A 22,962-nucleotide genomic window follows, 5' to 3' on the forward strand; every position below is an offset into this window, starting at 1 on the left:
CTCCTGGGTGGGAGCGGGACCATCCCAGTGCGGGGTGATCCCGCAGTGGGTTATGGGTGTTGCGTACCGTCTACCGCTTCATTAGGCGGGATACCGCTGAGCGCTAGCACCTCATCGAACGTGTGGAGGCGAGACCAGCCGGCCTCCTTACTCCACACCCCGCCGAGGTACACCCGAAATGGCTTCGGCGTGTAGTCGCCATACTTCTCCGGCTGGGCCAGGATCAGATCGATCTGCGCCTTAAATTCGTCGTAGCGTGACCGATTGAACCCTGCAACGGCTTCAAGCGACAGCGGCAAGAAACAACGCACCAGGCCGACTGACCCGTTGACGTCCCGCTCGAACTCCTCTGGCGAGAGGTTCGAGTAGGTATCGCGGATCCTGCGCTCGGTCTGAACCTCAAACCGGCACGATGCGCCGTCCAAAACACAGTCGAACGAATGGCGGCCTTGGTAGCTCGAGCGCCAGCGCACCCGAAGGTTGAGCATGGTTCGCTTGAGCTCAGCAGAAGGCACGGTTTGGGTAGTCGTCATGGGGAAGCTCCTATGAAGAGAGCGGCCCCTCCCCCCGCGGGAGAAAGGCCGCAGAGGGTTGAAGGTCTATCGAGGATTGATCAGGTACGCACCCAACCGACCCCTGGTTCGTATCGGGCCGCATGCACTATGGGATAGGGCTTGCGAACCGGATCGTCTTGCTCGATCACACCATAGCGCTCGGGCTGACTGCATAGCCGGTTGAGGCGCTCGGTATGCAGATCCTGTCGCCAGGCGTTGAAGGCATCCACCAGCGCCGCGCTAGGCGCAGACTGGTTGACGCAGCTGATGAGGTTCTCGCGACCAACCACATCGCGCAGGTACTCCTCATCGGTGAGGCCGCTCATCAAGTCCCGCAGGTGCCGGTGGGAGCTGTCCCCCACAATCACCAGGTAGTGCCGGCCGTTTTCCCACACATCGTGTTCCCACTGGCCAGCGAAGCTTAGGCGCTGCTTGAAGCGAAAAGTGGGTACCGAATCGGCTTGTGTCATGGTCGTCTCTCCAGTTGAAGAGCGGGCCACCCCCTACGCGGGAGTGGCCCGCTCAGGGTAGGTTAATGCCGGAAACGCCGGCGGCGATCAGGCGTGCTTCTGCAGGATGCGGCCACGCCAGATGGTGCGCGTGACGCGCTTCTTGCGTGTGCCGGTCGGGTTGCCATCGGCGTCGAGGATTTTCTCGTCGACTTCGACAGTTTCCTTTCCCATGCGCTTGAGCTGCACCCGATCACCAGCCTCGATGTTCAGCTCATTGACGACCTGCTGCAGCTCGATTCCCCACACGTCCCCACCAGTGTCCAAGCGAACCAGGTAGGAGAATGAGGAATTCCTTTCGAAGCGATAGCGATAGCGGCCATGTTGCTTGACTACCCCTTCCTTTGCGTCGGACCAGTCGATGACGTCCGAGGACGCCGCCGATGCGGGCGCCCGCCGCTCCGCCTTGGACGGGACAGCAGGTGTTTCATCGGGTACCGGCAGATCCTCGCCGACGTCGAAGCCCTCATAGTCAGCAAGGCTCGCCGGCGGCGCCGTGAAATAGTCCTGCCCGGCGGCCGGGGTCGACCTTTCAAACGGGATGAACTGCGCAGCGTGATGGAACCGCGGCAAGTCCTCCCAGGAGGTGTCTGCTGCACGCGAAGGGAAGCTGCGCAGCGAGCACGGCCCGTCTTTCATGACCCCGCGAAGGCGCTGCGCGAATTCGCGCTGCCGGTCTTGCAGTGCTTCACGCTGAAGCCGATCAAGCTGCTCGTAATCCGCCCGGGTGCGATAGGCATCCGGAGCACGATAGGGGAACAGCAGGGCATCGACTACAGGTGACTGGGTGGGTAGATAACGCATGGTGAACTCCTCGTAGAGAGGAGACACGTCACCCCAAAGGGGAACGTGCCCCCAAGGGTGTGATGCTCCGGACGGGCCGGAACGATAGGTGCTGGAAACCTCCAGCTAGTTATCTCTCGACCAACAGAGGTCGAGGAGAATCTGATCGGCGCAGCCTGGCGCTCTGCCCATGAGACTCGAGAAAAAGCCTCCCCCGGTGAGGGGGGAGGTGTCAAGCAATCACACCGTCAGTTGCTCGAGGACCTGGTGCTTGGTGAGGGTTCGAACCAACCCCTCGCGCAGCAACTCACTGTCGACGCCGGCGAAGTAGGCCAGGGTTTTGAACGAAAAGGGACCGAAGTCCTCCTCGTCCATCACCCAAGCCCAATGCTCCTGCCGAGATGCCAGCGAATTACGCCGGTCCAGCAGAACGCCCAGCGCGTGATGCAGCATGTATTCGCGAACGCGATCGATGTCTGCGTCAGTCCAGACGTAGGTGTCAACCTCGCTGTCCGGAATGGCCAGCAGGTCGAAATACAGCTGCTCGATATCAACCGCGGTGTTCGTCTTGCGAGGCGCCCTTTTGACCCGCGGCCTGGGCAAGCGCTGCGGTAAGGGAAATTCGCAAAACGAGCTTTCGGTGAAAGAAAGCGCAAGTTGCATGGTATGCCTCCGGTTAGGAGGAGACACACCCCCCACCAGGGGGGTATGTCCCCTGGTGGGTTGTCCGCCGTTAGGCGGTTGGTAGATCAGCGGCCGCGGTTAGGCGGCCTGGGTCAACACACGCTGCACGAGCGCCTGGAGGGCGCTGCGCAACTGCCCGAGGTCATCCAGCAGCTGCCAGTGACCGGTGCCAAACATCAGCTGCAGTTTCGTGGCCTTCGCCTCGCCATAGGCGATCGCGAACACCTCGATTCCTGAAGCGCGACACCGGGCGACCATATCGATCACGTCGGTCACGTTCCGCGGGTCGCCGTCGGTGCTGATGATCAGCACCTTCCGCTGTCCCTTGGCGCGCAGCAGATCGCCGGCGGCCGGCCACATGGCGCTGGCCAACGGTGTTCCGCCGGAAGCAGTCAGGCCGAAGCGCTGTTCTGCTACGGCGCTGGCCAGGTTCTGGCCGTGCCGTTTCAAAACACCGACCTGCTCCCGATTCCCCCGAGGGAAGACCATCGCACCACTGGTAACGCCGGCAATACCCTCCAATGCCGTAAGCATCGCAAAGCACGCCTCCTCCGCAACCTGGATAGGCTTGCGCCCGCCGGTCTTCACACCCATAGAGCCGGAGCCATCGAGCAACAGCTGGATAGCAGCGTTGGTACGCTGCACGGGTTCCTGTTTCCGGAAGATCCGGTTTTCCCCAACCCTCACCCGTGCAAGGCTCGCTGTATCCAGGCGACTGCCCGTTTTGCGCACGGTGACCCGTGCGTTCTGGCTGCCCTGAATGAGGCCGTTGAGCACCTGGCGCAGCCCCATGGAGGCGGCGCGTCCGTTGACGACAACGTCCTGCTGCAGAGCCTGTGAACCAAAGGCGTGCGCCAGCACCGAACTCGGCGTGGAGCTTGTGCCGCCGGCGTTGGCGCTGATCAGGGTAGCGGCTTGGGATGAGACGTCCCCAAGCGCATCCTGCATCGCCTGTGAGTCAGCGTTTACCACCCGCTGCTTCAGGCTTGGCTGAGCGCCCTGCTGATCGGCTCCAGGCTGGCCGGACGCCGCTTGCGCGTCGCCTTGACCTGCCTGATTGCCCTTGCTGGAGTTGCCCTGTTCACCCTGACCAGGTTGATCCTGGCCTTGCTGAGCGCCTTGATCCTGGCCCTGTTGTGGGCTCTCGTCCTGACCTTGCGGCGCAGGATCTGGATCCGCGCCAGCGTCTGGCTGCTGAGGCTCCTCTTCATCCAAGACATCGAGTATCCGATGCGCCAGCTGGTACACCGCCGCGGTATCCGGCAAGCCGGTGACCGTGGACAGGAGACCAAGGATCTTCGCGCGTCGGCCGGCACCAAAGGTGTTGGCCAACGCAGCGTCCAGAACAACGGCGACCTCTTCGATCGGCTGATTGAGCAAGCGCGCCCGGCCGATGATCAGGCAGGCGTCGTGCAAAACCACCGCTTCGGATTTGCCGTCGGCGCTCCAAGGCTTCTGGAACACCTCCTGGGCGGTCACCCGCAGTGGCTCGATGGCGCAGTAATGGTCTTCCATCATGCGCTTCTCGATCCGCAGGTCTTCGAGCAGGTTCAGAAAGCGACCCATGAAGGGGCTTACTGCATAGGCCAGCTCATAGGGCTCATCGTCCGTGTACTTGATGTGCGCCGACTCATGGGCCGTCCACCCGAGGGAGACGTTGACCATGCGTGGCGACTCATCTTTGAGCACCGGCTGGTAGATCACCTTGTCCTTTGTCGCCGGCTGGTTTCCACCAAACTCGATGCGCACCCCCAGGTCGTCGCAGAAGTAGCGCGCGATGATCGGGAAGGCATTGCTCAGAGAACGTTGCATAGCTGTCACTCCAGTAGTGGAGGACACACCACCCCCAAAGGGGGCAGGTGCCCCCGGGGGGTTGGTTTACATGCAGAAGTCCAAGGCGTCCTGGGTAGTCGGCATTGGGATATTGGCAATAGACGTAGCAACGCCCAACGCCGACATCTGGGTATCGATCACCTGCCCATCAATGGCCCGGGCCTGCAGCTCTGCAGCTACCGAGCTCAGATCCTGAAGACCAGGTGCTGCCTGCTGACCGGTGATCTCATCGAGCAGCTCGCCAACGGACATGCCGCCGTCGTCCGCAGGGGACGGCGACTGCTCGATCACGGCGGCAGAAGCTACGACGACACCAGCAGCTGCCGGGGCCTGTTCGGTCACGACACTCGCCGCCGGCACGCCACCGGTGGCGGCAGTCTGCGCAGCAGATGCCGCGAAGGACGTGGCCAGCTTCGAGATGTTGCGCTCGTCACTCAAGGACAGCATGAGTGTCTGCAGCGTTTGGAAATGCCCACCCTCGTACGGCCCCTTTTTGGGGAGCTGCTCGATGACGGACATCATGTGCTCGGCAACCAGATGGATCCCAGGATTCAAGAACGCAAGCGAGGTGAGCTTGCGGTGAATCTTCAGGATCGCGCTGACCGCCTTGCGGCTGACAGAGGACTTGTTGGCGAAACTGCCATCCACCAGGTCCTCGGCCGCGTCCGCGATCTCCCGGAACAGCTGTCCGGAAAGACCCTCCACTTCCTGCTCCAGCCCCTTGCTCAGGGCCGGATCGGACTTGTCGGGCACCACGCGCACCAGGGTGTAGCGGAAGCCCAAACGTTGGGCCACGACCTCTTTCGGGGTCTTGGCCTTCTCGATCGCAGCTTGCCACTTCGGATCCTGATCCCACTTCTGCGCCCACGCGTCGAAGTTCGAGTCGTAGTTGTCGAGGAAGGATTTGATCTCAAGGCCGAACTCGCGTTGGATGTCGTCGAGCTCCTTCGCGATGGCCGGAGCCGCGTCGTTCGGGATGCCGTAGCCGCCCAGGAAGCGCACGCCTTCGCTCTCGAGGAGGCGATGGGCGCGGCGCTTGAGGTTGTCGAACCGCTTGATCTGCTCGGGATCCATGATCCGCTTGCTTCCCAGCGATGCGAGCTCCGCCGGCGGCAGATCCACACCAGGACCGAGGTCCTCGATACGGAGCTTTTTGCGGCCGGACCAGATGTTGACGTCGAGACCTACCAGCAAGAGCTTGCTGAGGGTTTCGATTTCCTTGATGGGTTGAGCAGTTTGCATGGTGAAGACTCCGGTTTGGGCGGGAGTCTTCCCCGATGGGGAGAGACCCCCATTGGGTTTGAGATGAGCTGCTGGTGTTTTGAGTGCCCAGCTGGCACTTCGCAGCTGCCTCCACATGGAGGCGGCCGAGAACCGGATTTGCTATAGCCAACTATAGCAAATCGGGCTCAGAGAACGGGGGCCCGAAGGCCCCTATTCACCAGTCAAACGTCGGCAGATCGTCCTCGACTTCAGCGTCGCGGTCGAACGCCAGGTACATGATCGCGCCGTCATGGGCATTCTGGCAGTAGTCCAGGATGTCCTTGAAGGCTTTCGATGCGCCGGCCTCGATGAGGCCTGCGATCGTCCTGCTGCCGATACAGATGACATAGCCATGGCGAGTTTCAAGCACCGCTGGCACGAACGTGTCGTCGGTCTTGAGAACGTCGCGATAGTCGGCGGCCATCCGGTCCAGCAGCAGGAAGTCTTCCTGCGTGACGTGGGCATTGGACAGCTCGATCGACTTGGTGAGGTTCAGTTGCATTGCATCGCTCCATCGTAAGGGACGGAGGCCACCCCAGCGGGATGGCCCCGCCAGGGTGGTTTAAAAGCAGAAGGACGTCTCGCCTGAAGCAGCCGTATCGGCGACCACAAGGCTCGAAAGATCCATCGGCCGCGGCATAACGCCCAGGGTAACCAGGGCATCACGCCATTTCGGCATCGACGCATCGGTGAGGTTGCAGACGCGCTGCAGCACCAGGTCCCAGCCATCCGGCCGAGCGGGCTCCAATGTGGCGCCGGTATCGTCTGACAGGGTCAGATTCGACGGCTCCTCCAGAGCTACCTTGAGTGCAATGAGCATCACAACCTTTTCGACCTCGTACTCCGGATCCACCGAGCCCGCGGCAAGCTTCCCGAAGGAAGCCTGCACAGCCTCGAAGGCGCCGGAGATTCCGAGAGATGCCGCAGCAGCGCTCAAGCCAGACAATGCCTGGCCAGCCCACCACTGCGTATTCGCCTGCTCGAACTCGTTCTGGTCCGCGGGGGCCAGCGCAAAGTAGAGCGTCACGGTTTAACTACCGATGGAACGACAGGATCATTTGCCCAGGCCGCGCCGAACTTGTCCTTCGCGATGGTATGGATCACCAGTCGCATGGGCTTGTCCGTCCGGTTGGTCAGTGCCTCGCGCAGCGCCTGCGCCAGAGGGCAGGCGAACGGGAAGTTCGCTTGCTTGCTGGCAGCGGTGCTGTAGGTCGTCGCGATACGGGCCCAGCGCAGCAGGGTCCGCGTCGAGAAGGTGACCGTGAGCCCCGATTGGCCAGCCTTAAGCGCCTGGTCGGGATTGCCGATGAACTGCTGGCGCACTCCATTGGCCACATCGATCATGGTGCTCAGGATCGTCGCATCGACCTGGGGAAGCGTCGCCTGCAGAACCGCGAGCTCCTCCTCCTTGCTCAGGTAGGAGACTTCCAGCATGCGGTACCGATCCCAGGACGCAAGGTTCTGGGACAAGGTACCCGTGTAGAGGCCCGTCTCATCACCTTGACCCCGCGTGTTGCAGGTGATGATGAAGCGGAAGTTGGGATGCGGCACGATGACCTCACCACGGTTTTCGGCCAGCACCAGGGCGCCGCCTTCCAATACCGCGTTGAGGCCGGCCATGACAGCCGGATCCAGGAAGTCAGCTTCATCCAGGAGGAAGATGCTGCCCTCTTTCATCGCCAGCGCCAGCGGCCCGTGCGCGAACACGGTCTGCTGATCACCGGTGACAGGATCACACTGCAACGACATCTGACCAATGAGCTCAGGCATTTCCATGCGGGAGTGGGCATTGACCTTGCGCAGTGGGTACCGCATCCGCGCTGCAATCTGCTCGACGACGGACGTTTTGCCGGCGCCGGTAGGGCCTACGAGTGCCAGCGAGTCACCGCCTGACGCTGTCAGGAAGTTCATCACGGGCATGCGCAGTTCAGTGCGGAACAGGAATTGCGCGTTGTGCTTGGGTACCAGGTCGAGTAGCGGGTGATTCTCGGCGGCGAACGCAGGCGACATAGTGTCAGCGTTCGTACCAGTAACACCGTAGGCGGACATCGGGACGCAAGAGGAAAGGTTCATGGTGAATCTCCAGTGAGTTGGAGGCGCACCACTCCCCTACGGGGCGTGGTGGCCCCTGTAGGGTTTCAATGATTGCTGTGAAGACGCACAGCTGCGTTATCGCTCTCGGGCCGCATAGCCAGAGAACAGATCCGGGAAAGCTCTGGTAAACCGGAGGTTTACCGCAACGTTCCAGGCAAGAGACAGGGGCGCTTTCGCGCCCCCTCATCCTCACAGGCAAAATGCCTGAGATTCTGTCTCCTGGTCAACCGATGGAAGCCTCATGGCCTCCAGCGCGGCAGTCGTGATTGGGTGATCCGAATCGAGGGTGATCCGGACCCGCTCAGAGGGTGCCTGCCGGAAGCGCTGACGCTCCTCCTCAGTCGCCTGCAGCTTCCGGCTCTCGAAGAGATCCTTCCACCGCATGTTGCCGGCCTGCTGGTAGCGGACGACGCGAACGCCCTCCGCCTCTGCCAGCATGTATCCGCCCATCTGCTCGACGAGATCCGCCTGCAGGGCTTCGCGTTGGCCCTTCAGGGCTTTCAGCTGTTCCTGCAGCGTGCTCGCCAAGGCGTCGACGTCGCGCACCTGCTGCGCCGTCGCTGCCCAGCGCGCCAGGGCACCGTCGACCGGGGTGAAATAGTCGCGCTGAGGATCCTTCTCAGGTTCCTTCTCGCTGACCACCAACTCCCAGAACAACTGCGCCTGCTGCTTGATGAGCTCGATGGTGTCCGGATCACGCCGGATCTCGAACACCAGGGGCTGTCGAGTCGTGCTGTAAAACACGAGATAGCCCCTGGCCGAGCCAGCCACCGCAATCTGGTGCTGTACCTGCCACCAATAGAGCCGGTAGGGCTCGCTCTTCTCGCCCTGCTCCAGCACCAGGTCGAAGTTCTTGTCCGAGGGGACCTTCACCTCGACCGGGCAACCGTCGTCGTCGACGCCATCGAAGCTGGCGCGAAGAAGCGGAAACGTCGCGCACTCGCCGCATAGCGGCAGGAGCGTGGTCTGGTACCGCTCCTCGAACCAGGCGACCGCATACGGCTCATGCAAGATGCCCAGGCGGACCTGAGGAATCATGGACAGATCCAGCGGCGCGACACGGCCAGTGAGCTCCGCCCACAACCGCCAGCGCGTCTTTTCCACATGCTGGCCCAGGATGACCGCTGTCGCGGTCGCCGTGATGCCCTGCCGGCGCCAGGCGTGCCATTCCGGCGTGCGCTGGCGCAAGTCGACAATCTTCATCATCACCTCCAGGTTAGGAGGGACCCCAGCCCCAACGGGGATGAAGCCCCGTTAGGGTTGGGTTTGGGCTATGCCGCCTGTGCTTGCGCGGCCTGCCTCTGCTTGAAAAGACCCAGTGCATAGGTCAGAGCCTCACCCGTGAGGTTTTGCTCTGCCCAGGAACAGGCCCCTTCCCAGCTGCGGGTTCGTGCCGCGCGGTCGCAGACGCTATGGATTCGCTCGCGCGTCACCTCACGTCCTTGGCCAGAAGCAGCTTGGGCGGCCGGCTGCACTTGGGTGCGACCGGGCTGCTCACGTGGAACCTGCTCATTGACCGTCTCCTGCTGGCGACGATCATGCGGCTGGTCGCCGACGTGGTCATAGACGTTACCGCCCTGCGCCTGCGATACCGGCGCGGACGCCTGCACCATCGACGCGTCGGCCAAACCGTCCGAAGCACTCAACGGGGTGCCAGCGATCCCCTCCTCACCTTCGGTGTTGAGGTAATCGATGACCTGGTCGAGCACCGGGTTGGTCGTTGGCCAGTACTTGCGCGCTGACTTGATACCGCTCTTGATGGCCATCGCCTCGAAGTGCGTCTCCCAGGGACCGCGTTTACCAGGACCTTGAGAGGTCCAGGCCGCCGACATGTCCCGTGCTTTGAACACATCCGCCGCCCGCATCGCCTTCACCATGACCCGTCCTGTTGCCAGGTAGGCGGTGGTGTAGACGCCGCGAAACGTCCCGCGCTCGCTCACGTCGAGGAACGGGTCGAAGACATGCTCAGGCTCGGCAGTCGCACCTCGGTAGATGAAGCGATCGCCGCTGTAGACGACCTCCGCCACCACCATATCGACAGCGCGGCTGTCGGTGGCCACCTTGATCAAACCGCGGAACGAAACATCAGCGATCACCTTGCCCTGGCGGGGAACCAGGAAGGCCATCTTTTCGGTGGGATTGAGCGTCAGCCCTGTCGCTGCGATCTGCTGCATCGCAAGCTTGAAGCTGAGCTTGTTGTTGATTGCGCACTTCATCAGCGTTTCGTTGGACAGCATGGCGTGATAGGCAAACAGCGCCTCCTGCGCCCAGTTCACCCCGCTCTGCGAACGGGTGACGATCTGGATGCATTCCGCCTCGATACCGCTGAGCAGATCCTGCGCCTGTTGATCGCGCTGGGTTACCTGCTGAGTGTTCTGGGATTGGATAGAACGGGACATGTGAACCTCCGGTGAGGATGCGGAGGTCCCCCGAGCGGGAGACGCCCGCAAGGGTTATTGGATTGAAGCGTTACAGCATGCAGAGATACGGCACTTTCGCGAACGGGATGTCGTCGTCGAACGAGTCGTAATCTCCTGGGGTTGGTTGCTGCTGAGGACGGGGCTGCTGCTGCGGCCGCGGTGCTTGCTGCGGCCGATCATTCGCCGGCGCCGGCGCCGACGACGCCGGTGCCTGCTGTGACCGTGGCGATCGTTGGGGCGCTGGCGCGCTCTGCTGATCGTCGTAGTCACCGCCTTGCCCACCACCATTGCCGCGGCCGCCGAGCAACTGCATGTTGCCGTTGATGTCGACGACTACCTCAGTGGTATAGCGGTCTTGGCCGTCCTGCCCCTGCCATTTGCGCGTGCGAAGCGTGCCTTCGACATAGACCTGGGAGCCTTTACGGATGTACTCGCCGGCGATCTCGGCCAAGCGGCCGAAGAACACGACGCGGTGCCATTCCGTTCGATCTTGCTGCTGCCCGGTCTGCTTGTCCTTCCAGCTTTCGCTGGTGGCCAGGGTGACGTTGGTTACGGCATTGCCGTTGGGCATGTAACGGGTTTCGGGGTCCGCACCGGCGTTGCCGACGAGGATGACTTTGTTGACGCCACGAGCCATGAGAAATCTCCGGTAACCGAGGCGCCTTGCCCCTATGGGGAAGAAGCCCCGCAGGGTGGAAGGGAGGTGCTGACGGAAACAGTTCAGCTGCTGCAATCAAGTGCCCTGCAGAGGGTGCTCGAAAGTCATGGTCTGGGCAGGAGAAGCTCCTTCCGGCTGGGCTTGAGGCAAGGCCAGTCGGGAAAAGCTTCCGGGGAGCCGAAGCCCCCCTCGCTACTGCTGGATCACATCGCAATCGACACCTCCGCGGTGGCGCCGATCAGTCCAGTTTCCTTGGCCCAGTGCGCCAGGTAGCGCAGGTCCAGGGCATCAGGGTCCACGGTCTCAGCGATATGCGGCGGTACGGTGACCGAGCTATCGGATAGGTAGAGCTCCTGACGATCCAGTAGGTAGATCGCTTGTACGTTCATAAGCATGGCGGAGTTCCCCGTCGAGTGGTCCACCCAAACGCCTGCCAGAGACGCTTGGGTGGACCACCCGCGAGGGAGGTCCGTGCAGCACTACTCGCCGGTGGGCGGGCAGTCCATGATCAACCCTTGCACATCGACTCCGCGACGCTGCCACGTTGGCGCTTCGTACCCGGAGTAATCAATGCCTTTCGGCAGTTGAGATTCACGCGTAGCACCACGCAGCCGAGGCTGGGAAGCGACATCGCGTTCGATGACAAGAGAGGGAGCTGCTTTTACTGGAACGGCCCGCAGGGGCGAATCCAGTTGGATGTCATCGTCAACATCAACGGATGCAACCATAGGCTCTGTACGTTCAGAGCGCTTGTGGCCACCGGTGATAGCAGACCAGATCACCCAACCGACAGCGAGAACCAGCAAAACCGGGACGATATCGGTCATTGTCCAGCCTCCTCGATAGCCTGTTGATGGGCACGAAGTTGCTGAGCAACGGGAGCGGTCTTAAACGACGGGACGATCGTGAACTGCGCAATGGCGGTGCAGATCGCAAAAACGAGCAGGTATTTCATTCTTGGAGGCCTCCAAAAAAAAGAGAGCCTCCGCCCCAAGGGGACAGGAAGCCCTCTTGGGTTAAGTCACGATCGCGAATCGTGACTGGATAGTGCTAGAGAAAGTGCCTAGCTGCACTAAAACCCAACCAGAGCAGAGCTCGGTGGGTACGACACACAAGCAACATGCTTGGGCGAAGTAGGCTTCAGAATATCGCCGCTCTCGACCTCCTGTAAACACGTTTTTAACTGCGCCCGGATAGGGCGTGAATCGCGCGCGAATATGAGATCCCAGCCCCTATGGTTGAGCTTCCCCCAACCCCAGGAGCCCACCATGGCCAACGGAAGTGATTTCAAACCCCAGGGTAAGTTTTCCGCCCCTACCCTGCCCTCGACCTACACGCTGAAGACCGAGCAAGCGCAGCAGGTCCATCGACGCTGCTTCGAAGGCGCCGCCCATGCGCTTTACACCATCGATGTCATCGCGCGCGCGCTTTCCCATCGCAACAAGGCCTTCAGCCACACCGAGGTGATGAAGGCCGTAGAGAGCCTGATCACCAAGCTGGAAAAAGAGATCAATGACGAGCGGGACCGCTTCCTCGCGATCCTCAAGGCCCAGGGCGGCGAAGGCATGGTCGCCCGCTATGACAACGCGGCTGAGTTCAACTTCACGATCTCCACGCCTCTGATCCTGCGCCTCGCCCATGTGATCCAGAGCTTCGACGACATGCTCGTCCAGGCCCAGACCGCCTGGCTGATGGGGTTTCTGCCGTCGGACAAGAACGACATGACCGCCAATGAGCGCAAGCGCCAGCTCATGCGTGTGGTGCGCAAGCTGCAGGCAATGGCCTCCGATGCCCGGGCAAAGGCCCGCAAAGGCCCTGATGCAGAAGAAATCGCCCGCACCGTCGGCGCGGTCGCGGAAGAAAGCGACCTGGACCGAGATACCGCACAGGCAGTCCGAGAGCTCGAGGCAGACGCCGCGTGATTCGCTGGTTATAAAAAAGGGCGCCTACATAGGCGCCCTTTTTGTTGCTACTTGTCGGTGAACGTCCCGCGCAGGTTCTTTTCCGCGGCATTTCTGGAGTCGGGGAACGTTACTTCCATGCCATCCATGATGTCGTTATTTCGCGTGAGAACATCCTTACGATCCGCACCGGGATAGTTGAGCGCGGAACCGCTGCCAGTCAGATTATCGAGGTTGATCTTGTCCGCTGTGGGATAGTTGTTGGTGACCTGCAGGATGCCGATCCATTCGGAGATGTCGATCTTGCTCCAGTCTAGCTTTGCCAGGTCGCCCACCGATATGCCCTCGCAGGATGGGTTCTCGGCATCGCCCCATGTGCGTCCGAGTTGAGGCCGAGCCTGCTCCTGAATGATGCGTCCCAATGGTGAGTTGAAGCAGCAATAGGACTCGCGCTTTTCGATGCAACCCATGGGGGATTTGGAAGCGCAGTAGCTGCCTAGGAAATGGCAGACCTTTGTCTCCTTTTTGGCGGCAAGCTCGAATTCCTTCTGCTCACACTCCCAGATGATCTGCACCATGATGTTCGCGATCGTGTAGATCGTATAAGCGATCATGATCACAGACAGCGCACTGGCGAAACCTGCAGCAAATGTAGCGTTTGGCGCCGTGCTGACCGCGCCGGTGGTGGCGTTAGTCGTTGCGTAAGGCGTAGTGCTGGATCCTGCCGACGCTGATCCACTCGCGAAAATCGTATTCGCTGCGGCGGTGCCGAATGTGTTCGCTGTCCACTCCGCGGCGTAGTTCATCATCTTCTGCTTCAGTGCATCTAGGCCGATCATCTGGGTGATGGACGTCGCCCCCTTGTTCACCGTCTGGGCACTACTCCAGGCATTCGACCACCCGCTTCCGCTCGCGAGCTCCTTACCGAAGGTCCAGGCAGCCTGAGCCGTAGGGGCTTTATCAATAATGCCGACCTTCTCAGTCAGGCTGATGGTATTCATGGTCAGCGACACGTAGTCCATGAGGGAGATGCCATCCGGCGCCTCACAGCAATCGACCCACCCGCCGACCGCCTTTTTGCACTCCATCGGCTCTCCCTTCCAGACCTTGCAATTGTGGTCCGTGGAGGTGTCGGTGGGGTTCTCCCCGCAGTCCAGATCATGTTCTGCAAACTGGGCAATTTGAAGCGCCGCCGCGGCATAACCGAAGTCGGTAGATTTCTCATCCGTCGGGTTGAAGCACTCCGTGCCCAGGCACCGGACTGGGCCATCGCACTGGTAGCTCGTGCTGGACGTTGACGTTGGGACGTCAACCTCATGGCCGCAGTCCCAGGTTTCCTCCGTGACATAGCATTTGCCCGACTCGCCGGCGGCGCCGTCCACGCACTGGCGAGAGATGAAGCCACATTGCTTGTCAGCTTCGAACTTGGTGCAGGTATCCAGGTTGAGCCCACCGGTGACGCAACCCTGCACCTTGACGTTCTGAAAGAGCTTATCGACGCCCTTGATGGGGGAAGGCTTCATGGCGTTGTACATGTCATCGCCGGGGCAAACCGTCACTCCCTTCAGATTCAAGCACCCGCTGGCCACGCCCCGGGTAACCGTGACACTGCCGCCCTCTGAGCATTGGCCGTTCTGGATTTTGTTCGCCGAATCGATGCAGTACTGGGGACCGAATGACTCACCATCGATGCGCACATTTTTCAGCTTGAGCTCATGAGCATAGAACGCGCCAGGCGTGCCTTTGCCGGTGTCCTTCACGTCGACGACCATCTTCAGGCCGTTATCACACGTCGGCATCTGAACGATGTTCAGGGAGTCCTCGGTCAAGGTGTTCGGGGCAAACTTGTGCCCCGTCCAGATCGCGGTGCTCGAAACGGCGAAGCGTTGCGGAAGCCGCTTGCCGTCTGCGCCTTTCTTGCACATCACGTCTAGCGAGGCCTGGTCCACATAGCCGTCGCTGCGCAAGTTGCTCGAGGTGTTGCGGTAGGTACCGGCCAGGAAGTCGACCTCGACCCGATTGGTCTCACCGGCGCCCGGGGCATCCTCAACCGCAAACCGAGCTGATACGGGTACCTCAACCACGCGCATGTCGTGAGAGACGGCGCAGGTCTTATCGCTATTGGTGGGACACTGCTCGTTGCCCTGGGCGTCGGTGTAGCACTGCATGTCACCCTTGTAGAAGTTGCATTGAGCGTCTACCGACACCTCCTGGCACAGGGGCGATATGCCTGAGGCCGGGGACCCGTCTTTGAAATTGCTTTCACATACGCGCGTCCCGTTGATGACCGCGCAGCCGTCCTTATCGACGTCGGGCATTTTGGTACAAACGAACTTGCCCTGGCAGGCGCCATCGTTGACCGCGGTCACCGCTTCGACCGCCTCTGGCGGGTACCAGTTGTTGTTGCTGATAACCTCCTGTGGGTCGTAGAGAATGCGCAGCTTGGCATAGGCCTCACCGCGGCCGGTAACCGACGCGCGGATCTTGAAGGGGATGACGCCACCCTTTTTGACGATCGAGGTCATGTTGACGTCGGGATTCGTCTCCCAAGACGTATCGAGCTCGCAGGCCCCGTCGGTCTCCGGCGGGAAGTTCTCGTTCGGCCCAGACCATACCTTGGTCCCGCCGACCAGCACCTGCATGTAGTCGTCCCATTTCGCATAGACCAGTTGCGCGCTCTGGATCGCTTCGGGCTTGATGACCTCGAACTTCATCTCGTTTTCGAAGATCGTGCAGCTGCCGCGCCAGTAGTCGTTGCCGACTTGGCCCAGCCAGATATCGACGCAGCCCTCACCGCAAGACTGGACGTTCGCTGGACCATCGTAGTACCGGACGACCCCTGCCAGGTATTCATGCTTGAGCGTGTAGCTGCCGGATTTATCGGTCACCCGTTCGCACTGCTTGAGCTCGCTCACATGCTTCGTGGTCGTGCCCTTGGTGTACTCGGTATTCTGCTTGCAGTCCGAGAACTCCTTGTTGAAGAGCGCCTGGTTGTCGATGATCTTGTCAGTGTTGTTCCACAACGGATCATTGGTCAGATCGGGACGCGTCTGAGAGACGTTACCGCGCAGCAGGCGATAGGCCTCACCGCTGGAAGATTCCTCCGAGGTCAGCCGCAGGTTGGCATCGCTACCGGCAGCCATCGTCGCCTTGTCATCGCCGTAGATGTTGCTGAGCGCGCTGGTGTTGGAAGAGTCGGTCACCCCCGGGAACAGCTCCGAGATGCTGATCGACTGCTTCGCCGCGTCCGAGCCAAAGGTGATCTCCGTTGAGCTGGCGGACGGTGGCGACCAAGCGTTCAGCGCCTCTTTTGCCGTCGCAGTGCCGGTCGCAGAAGACGCCGTCACGCTGTCGGCCCAGGCCATGACGGGGCACGCATAGGCATAGAAGAACAGGGTGATAGCGGCGATCACCCGGGCAAAGATTGGATTGCGCATCGGGTGCCTCACAGGGTGTTACAGCAGTCGTTCCAGCGGAACATCATGTAGAGCGCGTCTTCGCCGACCTGGGGAATGGCGCGCCCTTCGCCGCCTTGCCACGTCAGGGGGCTTGCGCCGATGTAATGCCCCTTCTTCGTCTCTGCGCGCGGGAAAAACATCGACATCTTGTATTGCGACTTGGGAATGGTCGGGAAGATGGATCCCCGGCATAGGGTGTCATCGCCCATCGTCAGGTGCGCCAGGCCGCGCCGGTGCTGGGTGGCCAGGGTCCGCGCAGCAAGCAACGAGGTAGTCCGGCCAAAGTCGTTCGGCAGCGTGGTGCCGGCCATTGGGTAGATCTCACCCCAGGTCCCAGCGCACCACCACAGGGAGGTCAGCGGTTCCTTACCGACCACACCCAGCGCGGCGTCTGCCGTGCACGCCGCCTGGGCTATTGGGTTCGCTACCGCAGCAGCCTCCGGATTGACGAAGAAGGCCAACTCGTCGTTCGTCCAGGTGGGGTCTATCTCGGAAAGCTGGATGATGTCGAAGTCCGCATAGCCATCCGGTGAGCAGCGCTTGGGCATGTACATCTCGAGGATCGAGAGCAGCGGGAAAGCGTAGTAGTGGACGTTGTAGAACGACATCCGCTCGTGGCTCACCTGGTTGCCGGTCGTGGCATCGGCGTGAGTCCCCCACAGTCGCTTGTCGCCGATCGCGAGCGTCACGCCGCCAAGCGCAGGCAGGCAGCCCGGCTTGCGCACCACCTCGATCAAACGCGCCGGCTCCCACATGGAGTTCACGATTCCCGGCTTCCAAATGCCGAGGTTGTCCTCGCACATGCAGAGACTTTTCTTCGAGGCCCCCCGCGGCGCATCGCCTGGCGTGATGGAAATGCCGGCGATACGAATCGGGAAGAGGCACGCCCAGCAGATGTCGGTGAACAGCTTGCCGCTGAACAGCTCGGCGTTCGGGCAGGACGCTGTTGGCGTGGACGCTTCGGCTGCCCGCGCGCCGTTGGAGCCGAAAACGGCCAGTAACAGGATCAGAGCCGCTGCATAGCGAATCAACATGGGTTCAAAGGCCTTGAGTCAGGAGGCGGCGAGCGCAGCAGCAGGAAGGAGGAAGGGCATCGACAACCCGAAGCCCTGGCGGGCGGCGCCGGTGAGCGGTAGCAGCACCTCGCACAGGAGGTGCTCCTGCTCGACCTTCTCGAGGATCAAACCGGTACCGCAGCGGGTGCAGTGATCACGCGCATCAATGACCCAGTCCAGGTTGATACTGCGGGCCAGTGCCGGCAGATCGATCTTGCAGAAGTCCCAGGCGTGCCGTTTGAGACGGGCCGAATCCGCGCTGTCCTGGCCATAGTCGTCGATGGCCACAGCGATACCGTGCCGACGGATCATCACCAGCCGCTCCTCCAGGTCGACGCCCTGGAGGGGAGAAAGCTCGGGAATCTCGAAGCACACGGACAGTGAAAGGCCGCTGACCAGTTGGCAGAGGCGGTTCAGGTGCAGCAGGTTGAGCAGGGATGCCGGGCTCAGATTGATGAACAGGATGCCCCTGGCAGGTAGCTCATGCGCCCGCGCTACGACCAGGCCGATCACCTCCGCGTCCAGACGTTCCCAGTCCTCATCGGTTGCGCCGGCCATGAAGACGCCGGGCCCCAGGACGCCCTGGACGGTGGTCTTGCGGGCCAGGACCTCGTGCCCAAGAACCGCGCCGTTCTGATGATGGATTTTCTGCAAGGCAAGCTCGATCACGGCGCAAACTCCTCGATGTAGAAGCTATGGCGATCGGCCGTCACAACAGACGGCACGAAGTCGATGGCGAAGCGGCTGCGCACGTCATCGCGCAGGACATAGGCGGCGTGGTCGATCTCGTTCTGCAGGGCGGCGAAGCCATCCCAACCTTGCTCCCGGGCCACGCGCGAAACGATCACCACGACGTTTTGCTTGGCGCCGTAATCCGCAACCTGCTTCTTGGCCAGGGCGACCTGCTGCGGGTCGAGCGGGTCGATGATCACCAGGCGTTGGGTGAATGGACGCATGTCGAGTGGATTGATCCGATCGCCCGCCTTGTGGATCACAGTGCCATCCGCAGCGGTCATGTCCGCCGGCACCAGCACCGTGGGATCCAGGGCGCGCACTCGATGCCGGGTGGCGCGTGGCAGCTCGGCGAACGTCTGCTTGTCCCAGAAGGTGTTCAGGGCGCGCGCTTTCATCTTTTCCATGTCGACTTTAGCCAGGCGCTCTTTCATCACCTCGATAAGGTCACGCTCGGCGATCTCGACCAGGGGACCCAGCGAAAGCACAGGCTCTTTGCGACGGGCAAAGGCCTCGTCCGCGCTTGCGGTGGAGGTAGTGCCCTTCGCCAGGTAAACCGCCTTCTGATCCACCAACTTGCGAATCGCCGGCACCTGGTCGACGCCGGCGTCTTCGAACACCACCGGATTGATCAGCACCGATGTTTTGGTCTTGGTCTCGAGCGACAGGCGCTGCAGCTTGGCGAGCGCTAGGGCAAACGGCATGTCTTCGGGCACACCGCGGAATACGAGCTCTACCGACTCGTCACCGTCATAGCTCTGCAGCAGCTGCTTGATCTCTGCCTCGCCCAGGGACCACGACACCAGGATCTGGTAGACGACCTTTCGGGTGTCTACCGGCGGCTTGGGCGCTTCGAGGGGACTTGCCAGCGGCTGGCTTTGCTTCAGGTAGCTGAAGTCCTCGTTACGCAGCGTGAAGTCGACCTGCTGCTTCGTGCTGACCTGCATCTCCTTCAGATCGGCGGCGAAATGCTCCAGCGCCGCCTGCTCTTGCTCAACGGCGCTGTCGGCGGCCGAGAGCGTGGCGAACAACAGAGCAACGACACCGATTACCGCGCGCAGGATCACCATATCGGGTACGCCCGGCCGAGCACGTCGACCTTGCTGACGTAGCCCCAGTAGCGAGAGTCAAAGCTGTCCAAGGAGGTGCCCATGAACCAGAGCTGGTCCGCTGGCACGATCTCGTCACGACGGTAACGACTTGCGGGCTTTCCGAGCCGTTTGGCCAGCAGCACGCCTTGGCCCTGGGCCTCGCCGTTGATGGTTACCCGCTCGGGGGTCACGATGACTCGGTCACCCGGCACGCCACGGACGTACTTGATGACCTTGGTGCCATTGCGGAAGAACGGCTCCATCTGGGTTGAGCGAAACGCATAGATGGCATCACGCTTAACGTCCTGGTCATAACGGTCGATCAGGAACACCCGCCAGTCCAGGCACGTGTTCTTCTGCGGATCGATCCCTATCTCGTAGCGCGACGTCGCGTACCAGGCCGCGCCGGCGGCGAGCAAGCTGAATGGGAGGGCCTTCAACAGAAACTTGAGGTGGCGGTTCACTCGGCCCCCTCAGCTTGTTTCGCAGCTCCCGGCGCGCTCGCTGGCACCTCAAGCTCTGCGGGATAGCTGACCACCGCACGCTTATCGATGGTGACGAAGCCATTTGCAGCGAGCTTGTTCGCCGAGGCGCGTAGGGCTGCCATGGCCGCATCTACCGCTTGCGGGTCACGCACATCGACGTCTCGGGTGGCAGCGTCGTAATCGACGATTGCGATCTGGGTGCCGAATTCGTCCGTTTTGAACAGCCAGGCGTAGCCGGTGACCACCGCCATGGAGACAAGGGCGGAGATCACGACCGTCGACAGGGTCTGGTTCATGCCGCCAGCCCCCGATCAACCATGACCTTGTGAATGGCATCTGCGGTACCAACGCCTTGGTTGGTGTATCGCCCGATGTCTTCCACGTCCTTGGGGAACGTGCTGTAAAGCAGCTTCGAAAAGTTATCGACCGTCAACCGACCGATGCCGGACCCGGTTTCGGTGGAGAAGAAGATCTCCGAGTACTGGCCGCGAACCGTGTGCACCGACTTGAGCAGCTTGAATCCACCCTCGGTGAGCGAAAGGCGCTTTTCCTGCTGAATCAGGTCAATCGCCGAGGCCTTCTGACCGAGCAAGAATTGGTGCGCTGAGTTCTCGACGATCGCCCGGCCAGTGGGGTTGGCGTACAGGTCGTTCACGGACTGGGTGATGGTGATGGCCGAACCGTTGTATTTCCGGAACCGGCGATAGCCGTGCTCGATGAACTTGGCGACGTCGCCCTCGGTGAGCAGCGACCAGGCCTCGTCGATAATCACGATTTTTTTCTGATCGCGACTACCCAGGAACATGGCCTGCTGGATCTGATAGATGAGCTGCAGAAGAACGACTTGCTGCAGGTGCTTCCGACCTTTCAGCTCCTCAAGCTCCAGGACGGTGAAGGGGTTCTTGAAATCGACGTTGTTCTTGCCGTTGAAGAACTTTCCATACATCCCCGCCCGGGTGAACGGGTACAGCTGCTTGCCGATGTCCTGGACTCGCGGATCTTCATCACTCAGCAGCGACTTTTCGACATCGTCGACCACCATCTCGCCGCCCAAGGCTTCGAATACATCGTGGGTGTGCTTACGGAGCCCTGCAATCTGCAGGTCCAAGAGCGGAGCGGTAGGCGCGGCCATTGCGCTGAGCAGTCCGATCAGGACGTCTTCCTCCTCGGAATAATCCTGCACCAGCTCGAAGGGATTTAGGCAAATCTGGGAGTCTTGCGTAAATTCAACGAAATCCCCATCGAATGCCTTGGCGAGTTTCAGGTAAGAGCGACCGACGTCAATTACCCAGACTTGCGCACCAATTGAGCGGTAAGCGGTAATCAAGTAGTTTGTCAGGAATGACTTACCACTACCTGATTGCGCGGCAACAGTCGCATTGTAATTCGTGTCCGAGTCGAATAGACAATACGACATCAACTGTCCGTTTCGAGAAACGAACTGCATCGTATAAGTCCCGGTTCCTTTCCAGTCCGCGTATATGGGAACCAGCGGCAGTGCTTGCGTGATGGCCATCGACTTGAAGCGGTAAAGCTCTTCAATCGCCTTAAGGTCTGCACCGAATGGAAGTGCGTTCAGGAAGATCGGCAATACGAAGTATCGATCCTCCATGAACGTAAACTGCCGAATACTCATGTAGTTGCGAGCTTCGGCCGCGGCGCGAATGAGCCGCTCGCGACTGGATGCAAAAACCACCATCGTCATGTTGCAACGGACAGCCGACTCGCCCTCGTCCAGCTCTTTGAACAGCGCATCCATACCCTGCTTTTTCGCGCCCAGCTTTGGCACAAATTTAAGCAGCGGACCGTATGCTTGGTTGTTCACCCATTGGCGCTTAGCGCCGAGCTTGTCCTTGAAACCCTGCTGTTCTGGGGAATAGATCGTGAAGCTGATAAGGCAGTTCTCGCGGATACCCGAAGCCCCAGTCAGCAGATCTCCGAGATACCAACCCGCGGCGCCCTGGAGGGTACGCCGGGGGAATTTTTTCACCGATAGACATTTAACGAGCGTATCGCCGATCTGCAGATGATCCTTCTTGGGGATGAGCGTCCGATCGTAATCGAGCACTTGGACCTTTAAAGGCTTGTCGTCATCCGCCTCAATCTCATTGCGATCCCGCCAGGAGGCTTCTTCCCCTTGATTCAGGATAGATGCCATTACTTCCAGGTATAGGTTGCGCCCCAACGCAATCGGGGCAAATCCAATCGATTTAAAAACCGAGTCGAACTGTGAGCGAATTTCACTCGCTACTTGGGTTTCCTGTTCAGTCGGCTCGACGTTGGCGATTGACATGACGACAGTGATGATGCAATGCACATCACGAACCTTGATACCGGAATAGTCGTCAATTGGATCGAGAGTGCCCTTGAACAGATAGCTCGAGCGATTATTGATCGCCTGTTTGATAACACCCTCATCCGTATTGCTTCGCAGGCGAAGCATCGCGTTAATCGGGTTGTTGATATTTTGCGAGGCGAATAGGCAGAAGTTGATGCTTGAGTTCGCCGGCCAAGCTTGCTTCAAAACCGACTTGAGCTGCTCGCCCTCTTTTCCATCGCTACCCGACAAAGGGCGGCACAGAAAGGAGAAGGCGATCTGATTGTCATCGAGGATGAACAGCTTGCTCTCTTCGTCGAAGGACGTAACGCTCAGCAGTTGGCCGAGCGGAAAGTTGCCCTGTACATAGCTGGTCATCAGTTTGCCCCCGCCAGCCAGGACTGCAGGCTGCCCTTCTCGTATCCATGCCGGACAAGGCCGTCATTCCGGATCATGAACGGCACGCCCTTAACGCCGAACATTTGGGCGCTGATGATTCGCTTACCGATTGCCGAGGTGTCGCAGTCATCACCGATCTGGTCGATCACACGTGGCTTGGTTTCGCCAAGAGCGACCGCGAGCGCCTCGGCCTTGTCCTTGGCACAGTGCAGGCTTCGCACGATCTTGCCGCTTTCGGGGCCCATAGCGGACAGTTCGAGGATCTTGAAGGTGTAGCCCTCAACCTTCTTGAGGTCCTGTACGAGCTGGTGACAGGACGGGCACTGTGGATCGGTGAAGATCACCACTTCCTTCGGCCCGGTGCCGTAGGTGAACGGCGCCAGGTCGTCCACCTGGAAGCGAAGCTTGGCGAGGTCGATGTAGCTGAACGCGCGGTCTGCGTCCGCCAGGGAGGTGATCTCTTTCTGGCTCCAGGTGTCGTAGAGCGTACCGCGGAAGACAAAACGACCGTTGTCACTGACGAACGCCAACTTATCGTTTTTCACCGCTGCAACCATGCCGTTGATGGGCAACGGCGTAGTCGCTGTTTCGGCGACCACTTGGCCGGCACCGGTGACGCTCGCGAAGATTACGGCGAGCGAAAGAATCTTTCGCAGCATGGAAGCACCTCCATTTCAGATGCTTTCAGGCTATCGATGAGCACTGTGGCCAAGTGCCCAATTCACG

At 60.7% G+C, this 22,962-nt stretch carries 24 protein-coding genes; 1 reads left to right on the top strand and 23 read right to left on the bottom strand.

The window, feature by feature from the left end:
• Positions 1 to 50: 50 nt before the first annotated feature.
• The 15 genes from OMP44_RS15260 to OMP44_RS15330 form a co-directional block, all read right to left on the bottom strand.
• Positions 51 to 533: a hypothetical protein gene (locus OMP44_RS15260; protein WP_278897440.1), complete on the bottom strand. Its 483-nt coding sequence runs from the start codon at positions 531 to 533 to the stop codon at positions 51 to 53.
• 80 nt (positions 534 to 613) lie between these two features.
• The gene (locus OMP44_RS15265) at positions 614 to 1,024 is read right to left on the bottom strand and encodes a hypothetical protein (protein WP_108576318.1); all 411 of its coding nucleotides are present in this window, start codon (positions 1,022 to 1,024) and stop codon (positions 614 to 616) included.
• An 87-nt stretch (positions 1,025 to 1,111) separates the two neighbouring features.
• Entirely contained in the window at positions 1,112 to 1,867 is a 756-nt protein-coding gene (locus OMP44_RS15270; RefSeq protein WP_278897442.1) for a hypothetical protein, read from the bottom strand.
• 219 nt (positions 1,868 to 2,086) lie between these two features.
• Positions 2,087 to 2,509, bottom strand: a complete 423-nt coding sequence (locus OMP44_RS15275) for a hypothetical protein (RefSeq protein ID WP_074585472.1) — start codon at positions 2,507 to 2,509, stop codon at positions 2,087 to 2,089.
• Positions 2,510 to 2,608: 99 nt separating this feature from the next.
• Positions 2,609 to 4,342: a VWA domain-containing protein gene (locus OMP44_RS15280; RefSeq protein ID WP_280309410.1), complete on the bottom strand. Its 1,734-nt coding sequence runs from the start codon at positions 4,340 to 4,342 to the stop codon at positions 2,609 to 2,611.
• Between the two features lie 66 nt (positions 4,343 to 4,408).
• Positions 4,409 to 5,605 carry a DUF3150 domain-containing protein gene (locus OMP44_RS15285; RefSeq protein ID WP_280309411.1) on the bottom strand — a complete coding sequence of 399 codons (1,197 nt, stop codon included), beginning with the start codon at positions 5,603 to 5,605 and terminating at the stop codon, positions 4,409 to 4,411.
• 196 nt (positions 5,606 to 5,801) lie between these two features.
• Entirely contained in the window at positions 5,802 to 6,128 is a 327-nt protein-coding gene (locus OMP44_RS15290; RefSeq protein WP_108576338.1) for a DUF5983 family protein, read from the bottom strand.
• A 60-nt stretch (positions 6,129 to 6,188) separates the two neighbouring features.
• Positions 6,189 to 6,653, bottom strand: coding sequence for a hypothetical protein (locus OMP44_RS15295; protein ID WP_257706735.1), 465 nt, complete (start codon positions 6,651 to 6,653; stop codon positions 6,189 to 6,191).
• Positions 6,650 to 7,699: an AAA family ATPase gene (locus OMP44_RS15300; RefSeq protein ID WP_280309412.1), complete on the bottom strand. Its 1,050-nt coding sequence runs from the start codon at positions 7,697 to 7,699 to the stop codon at positions 6,650 to 6,652. The genes OMP44_RS15295 and OMP44_RS15300 overlap by 4 nt, the downstream gene beginning before the upstream one ends.
• Positions 7,700 to 7,909: 210 nt before the next feature.
• On the bottom strand, positions 7,910 to 8,923 hold the full coding sequence (locus OMP44_RS15305; RefSeq protein WP_108576341.1) for a YqaJ viral recombinase family nuclease: 1,014 nt from the start codon (positions 8,921 to 8,923) through the stop codon (positions 7,910 to 7,912).
• Between the two features lie 68 nt (positions 8,924 to 8,991).
• Positions 8,992 to 10,119 (bottom strand): recombinase RecT, encoded by a 1,128-nt coding sequence (locus tag OMP44_RS15310; RefSeq protein ID WP_280309413.1) that lies wholly within the window; start codon positions 10,117 to 10,119, stop codon positions 8,992 to 8,994.
• A 70-nt stretch (positions 10,120 to 10,189) separates the two neighbouring features.
• Positions 10,190 to 10,777, bottom strand: coding sequence for a single-stranded DNA-binding protein (gene ssb / locus OMP44_RS15315; protein WP_280309414.1), 588 nt, complete (start codon positions 10,775 to 10,777; stop codon positions 10,190 to 10,192).
• A 224-nt stretch (positions 10,778 to 11,001) separates the two neighbouring features.
• The gene (locus OMP44_RS15320) at positions 11,002 to 11,193 is read right to left on the bottom strand and encodes a hypothetical protein (protein WP_064306981.1); all 192 of its coding nucleotides are present in this window, start codon (positions 11,191 to 11,193) and stop codon (positions 11,002 to 11,004) included.
• An 84-nt stretch (positions 11,194 to 11,277) separates the two neighbouring features.
• Entirely contained in the window at positions 11,278 to 11,625 is a 348-nt protein-coding gene (locus tag OMP44_RS15325; RefSeq protein ID WP_064306980.1) for a hypothetical protein, read from the bottom strand.
• Positions 11,622 to 11,753 carry a hypothetical protein gene (locus tag OMP44_RS15330; protein ID WP_256326465.1) on the bottom strand — a complete coding sequence of 44 codons (132 nt, stop codon included), beginning with the start codon at positions 11,751 to 11,753 and terminating at the stop codon, positions 11,622 to 11,624. The genes OMP44_RS15325 and OMP44_RS15330 overlap by 4 nt, the downstream gene beginning before the upstream one ends.
• A 313-nt stretch (positions 11,754 to 12,066) precedes the next feature.
• On the opposite strand from OMP44_RS15330, the gene OMP44_RS15335 reads away from it, so the two are divergent.
• Positions 12,067 to 12,720, top strand: a complete 654-nt coding sequence (locus tag OMP44_RS15335) for a hypothetical protein (RefSeq protein ID WP_064306979.1) — start codon at positions 12,067 to 12,069, stop codon at positions 12,718 to 12,720.
• 47 nt (positions 12,721 to 12,767) lie between these two features.
• Here the strand turns inward: OMP44_RS15335 and traN are convergent, their stop codons facing one another.
• Genes traN through OMP44_RS15375 form a run of 8 tightly spaced genes read right to left on the bottom strand, consistent with a single transcriptional unit; the run spans position 12,768 to position 22,895 of the window.
• Positions 12,768 to 16,136: a conjugal transfer protein TraN gene (gene traN / locus OMP44_RS15340; RefSeq protein WP_280309415.1), complete on the bottom strand. Its 3,369-nt coding sequence runs from the start codon at positions 16,134 to 16,136 to the stop codon at positions 12,768 to 12,770.
• Positions 16,137 to 16,144: 8 nt separating this feature from the next.
• Positions 16,145 to 17,191, bottom strand: a complete 1,047-nt coding sequence (locus tag OMP44_RS15345) for a TraU family protein (RefSeq protein ID WP_093256535.1) — start codon at positions 17,189 to 17,191, stop codon at positions 16,145 to 16,147.
• A gap of 18 nt (positions 17,192 to 17,209) precedes the next feature.
• Positions 17,210 to 17,881, bottom strand: coding sequence for an EAL domain-containing protein (locus tag OMP44_RS15350; protein ID WP_280309416.1), 672 nt, complete (start codon positions 17,879 to 17,881; stop codon positions 17,210 to 17,212).
• Positions 17,878 to 19,014, bottom strand: a complete 1,137-nt coding sequence (locus OMP44_RS15355; RefSeq protein ID WP_280309417.1) for a TrbC family F-type conjugative pilus assembly protein — start codon at positions 19,012 to 19,014, stop codon at positions 17,878 to 17,880. Before OMP44_RS15355 ends, OMP44_RS15350 begins: the two co-directional genes overlap by 4 nt.
• On the bottom strand, positions 19,008 to 19,499 hold the full coding sequence (gene lepB, locus OMP44_RS15360) for a signal peptidase I (protein ID WP_280309418.1): 492 nt from the start codon (positions 19,497 to 19,499) through the stop codon (positions 19,008 to 19,010). Before lepB ends, OMP44_RS15355 begins: the two co-directional genes overlap by 7 nt.
• Entirely contained in the window at positions 19,496 to 19,816 is a 321-nt protein-coding gene (locus OMP44_RS15365) for a hypothetical protein (RefSeq protein ID WP_280309420.1), read from the bottom strand. The genes lepB and OMP44_RS15365 overlap by 4 nt, the downstream gene beginning before the upstream one ends.
• Positions 19,813 to 22,215 carry a type IV secretion system protein TraC gene (traC, locus tag OMP44_RS15370; RefSeq protein ID WP_280309422.1) on the bottom strand — a complete coding sequence of 801 codons (2,403 nt, stop codon included), beginning with the start codon at positions 22,213 to 22,215 and terminating at the stop codon, positions 19,813 to 19,815. Before traC ends, OMP44_RS15365 begins: the two co-directional genes overlap by 4 nt.
• Entirely contained in the window at positions 22,215 to 22,895 is a 681-nt protein-coding gene (locus tag OMP44_RS15375) for a DsbC family protein (protein WP_280309424.1), read from the bottom strand. Before OMP44_RS15375 ends, traC begins: the two co-directional genes overlap by 1 nt.
• Positions 22,896 to 22,962: the final 67 nt, after the last annotated feature.

This window comes from Pseudomonas flavocrustae (assembly GCF_029872515.1).
Lineage (GTDB): Bacteria > Pseudomonadota > Gammaproteobacteria > Pseudomonadales > Pseudomonadaceae > Chryseomonas > Chryseomonas aestiva.

Coding starts and splice junctions, on each gene's coding strand:
- OMP44_RS15260 (WP_278897440.1), bottom strand. CDS start 533: ATGACGACTACCCAAACCGTGCCTTCTGCTGAGCTCAAGCGAACCATG.
- OMP44_RS15265 (WP_108576318.1), bottom strand. CDS start 1,024: ATGACACAAGCCGATTCGGTACCCACTTTTCGCTTCAAGCAGCGCCTA.
- OMP44_RS15270 (WP_278897442.1), bottom strand. CDS start 1,867: ATGCGTTATCTACCCACCCAGTCACCTGTAGTCGATGCCCTGCTGTTC.
- OMP44_RS15275 (WP_074585472.1), bottom strand. CDS start 2,509: ATGCAACTTGCGCTTTCTTTCACCGAAAGCTCGTTTTGCGAATTTCCC.
- OMP44_RS15280 (WP_280309410.1), bottom strand. CDS start 4,342: ATGCAACGTTCTCTGAGCAATGCCTTCCCGATCATCGCGCGCTACTTC.
- OMP44_RS15285 (WP_280309411.1), bottom strand. CDS start 5,605: ATGCAAACTGCTCAACCCATCAAGGAAATCGAAACCCTCAGCAAGCTC.
- OMP44_RS15290 (WP_108576338.1), bottom strand. CDS start 6,128: ATGCAACTGAACCTCACCAAGTCGATCGAGCTGTCCAATGCCCACGTC.
- OMP44_RS15300 (WP_280309412.1), bottom strand. CDS start 7,699: ATGAACCTTTCCTCTTGCGTCCCGATGTCCGCCTACGGTGTTACTGGT.
- OMP44_RS15305 (WP_108576341.1), bottom strand. CDS start 8,923: ATGAAGATTGTCGACTTGCGCCAGCGCACGCCGGAATGGCACGCCTGG.
- OMP44_RS15310 (WP_280309413.1), bottom strand. CDS start 10,119: ATGTCCCGTTCTATCCAATCCCAGAACACTCAGCAGGTAACCCAGCGC.
- ssb (WP_280309414.1), bottom strand. CDS start 10,777: ATGGCTCGTGGCGTCAACAAAGTCATCCTCGTCGGCAACGCCGGTGCG.
- OMP44_RS15320 (WP_064306981.1), bottom strand. CDS start 11,193: ATGCTTATGAACGTACAAGCGATCTACCTACTGGATCGTCAGGAGCTC.
- OMP44_RS15325 (WP_064306980.1), bottom strand. CDS start 11,625: ATGACCGATATCGTCCCGGTTTTGCTGGTTCTCGCTGTCGGTTGGGTG.
- OMP44_RS15330 (WP_256326465.1), bottom strand. CDS start 11,753: ATGAAATACCTGCTCGTTTTTGCGATCTGCACCGCCATTGCGCAGTTC.
- OMP44_RS15335 (WP_064306979.1), top strand. CDS start 12,067: ATGGCCAACGGAAGTGATTTCAAACCCCAGGGTAAGTTTTCCGCCCCT.
- traN (WP_280309415.1), bottom strand. CDS start 16,136: ATGCGCAATCCAATCTTTGCCCGGGTGATCGCCGCTATCACCCTGTTC.
- OMP44_RS15345 (WP_093256535.1), bottom strand. CDS start 17,191: ATGTTGATTCGCTATGCAGCGGCTCTGATCCTGTTACTGGCCGTTTTC.
- OMP44_RS15355 (WP_280309417.1), bottom strand. CDS start 19,014: ATGGTGATCCTGCGCGCGGTAATCGGTGTCGTTGCTCTGTTGTTCGCC.
- OMP44_RS15365 (WP_280309420.1), bottom strand. CDS start 19,816: ATGAACCAGACCCTGTCGACGGTCGTGATCTCCGCCCTTGTCTCCATG.
- traC (WP_280309422.1), bottom strand. CDS start 22,215: ATGACCAGCTATGTACAGGGCAACTTTCCGCTCGGCCAACTGCTGAGC.
- OMP44_RS15375 (WP_280309424.1), bottom strand. CDS start 22,895: ATGCTGCGAAAGATTCTTTCGCTCGCCGTAATCTTCGCGAGCGTCACC.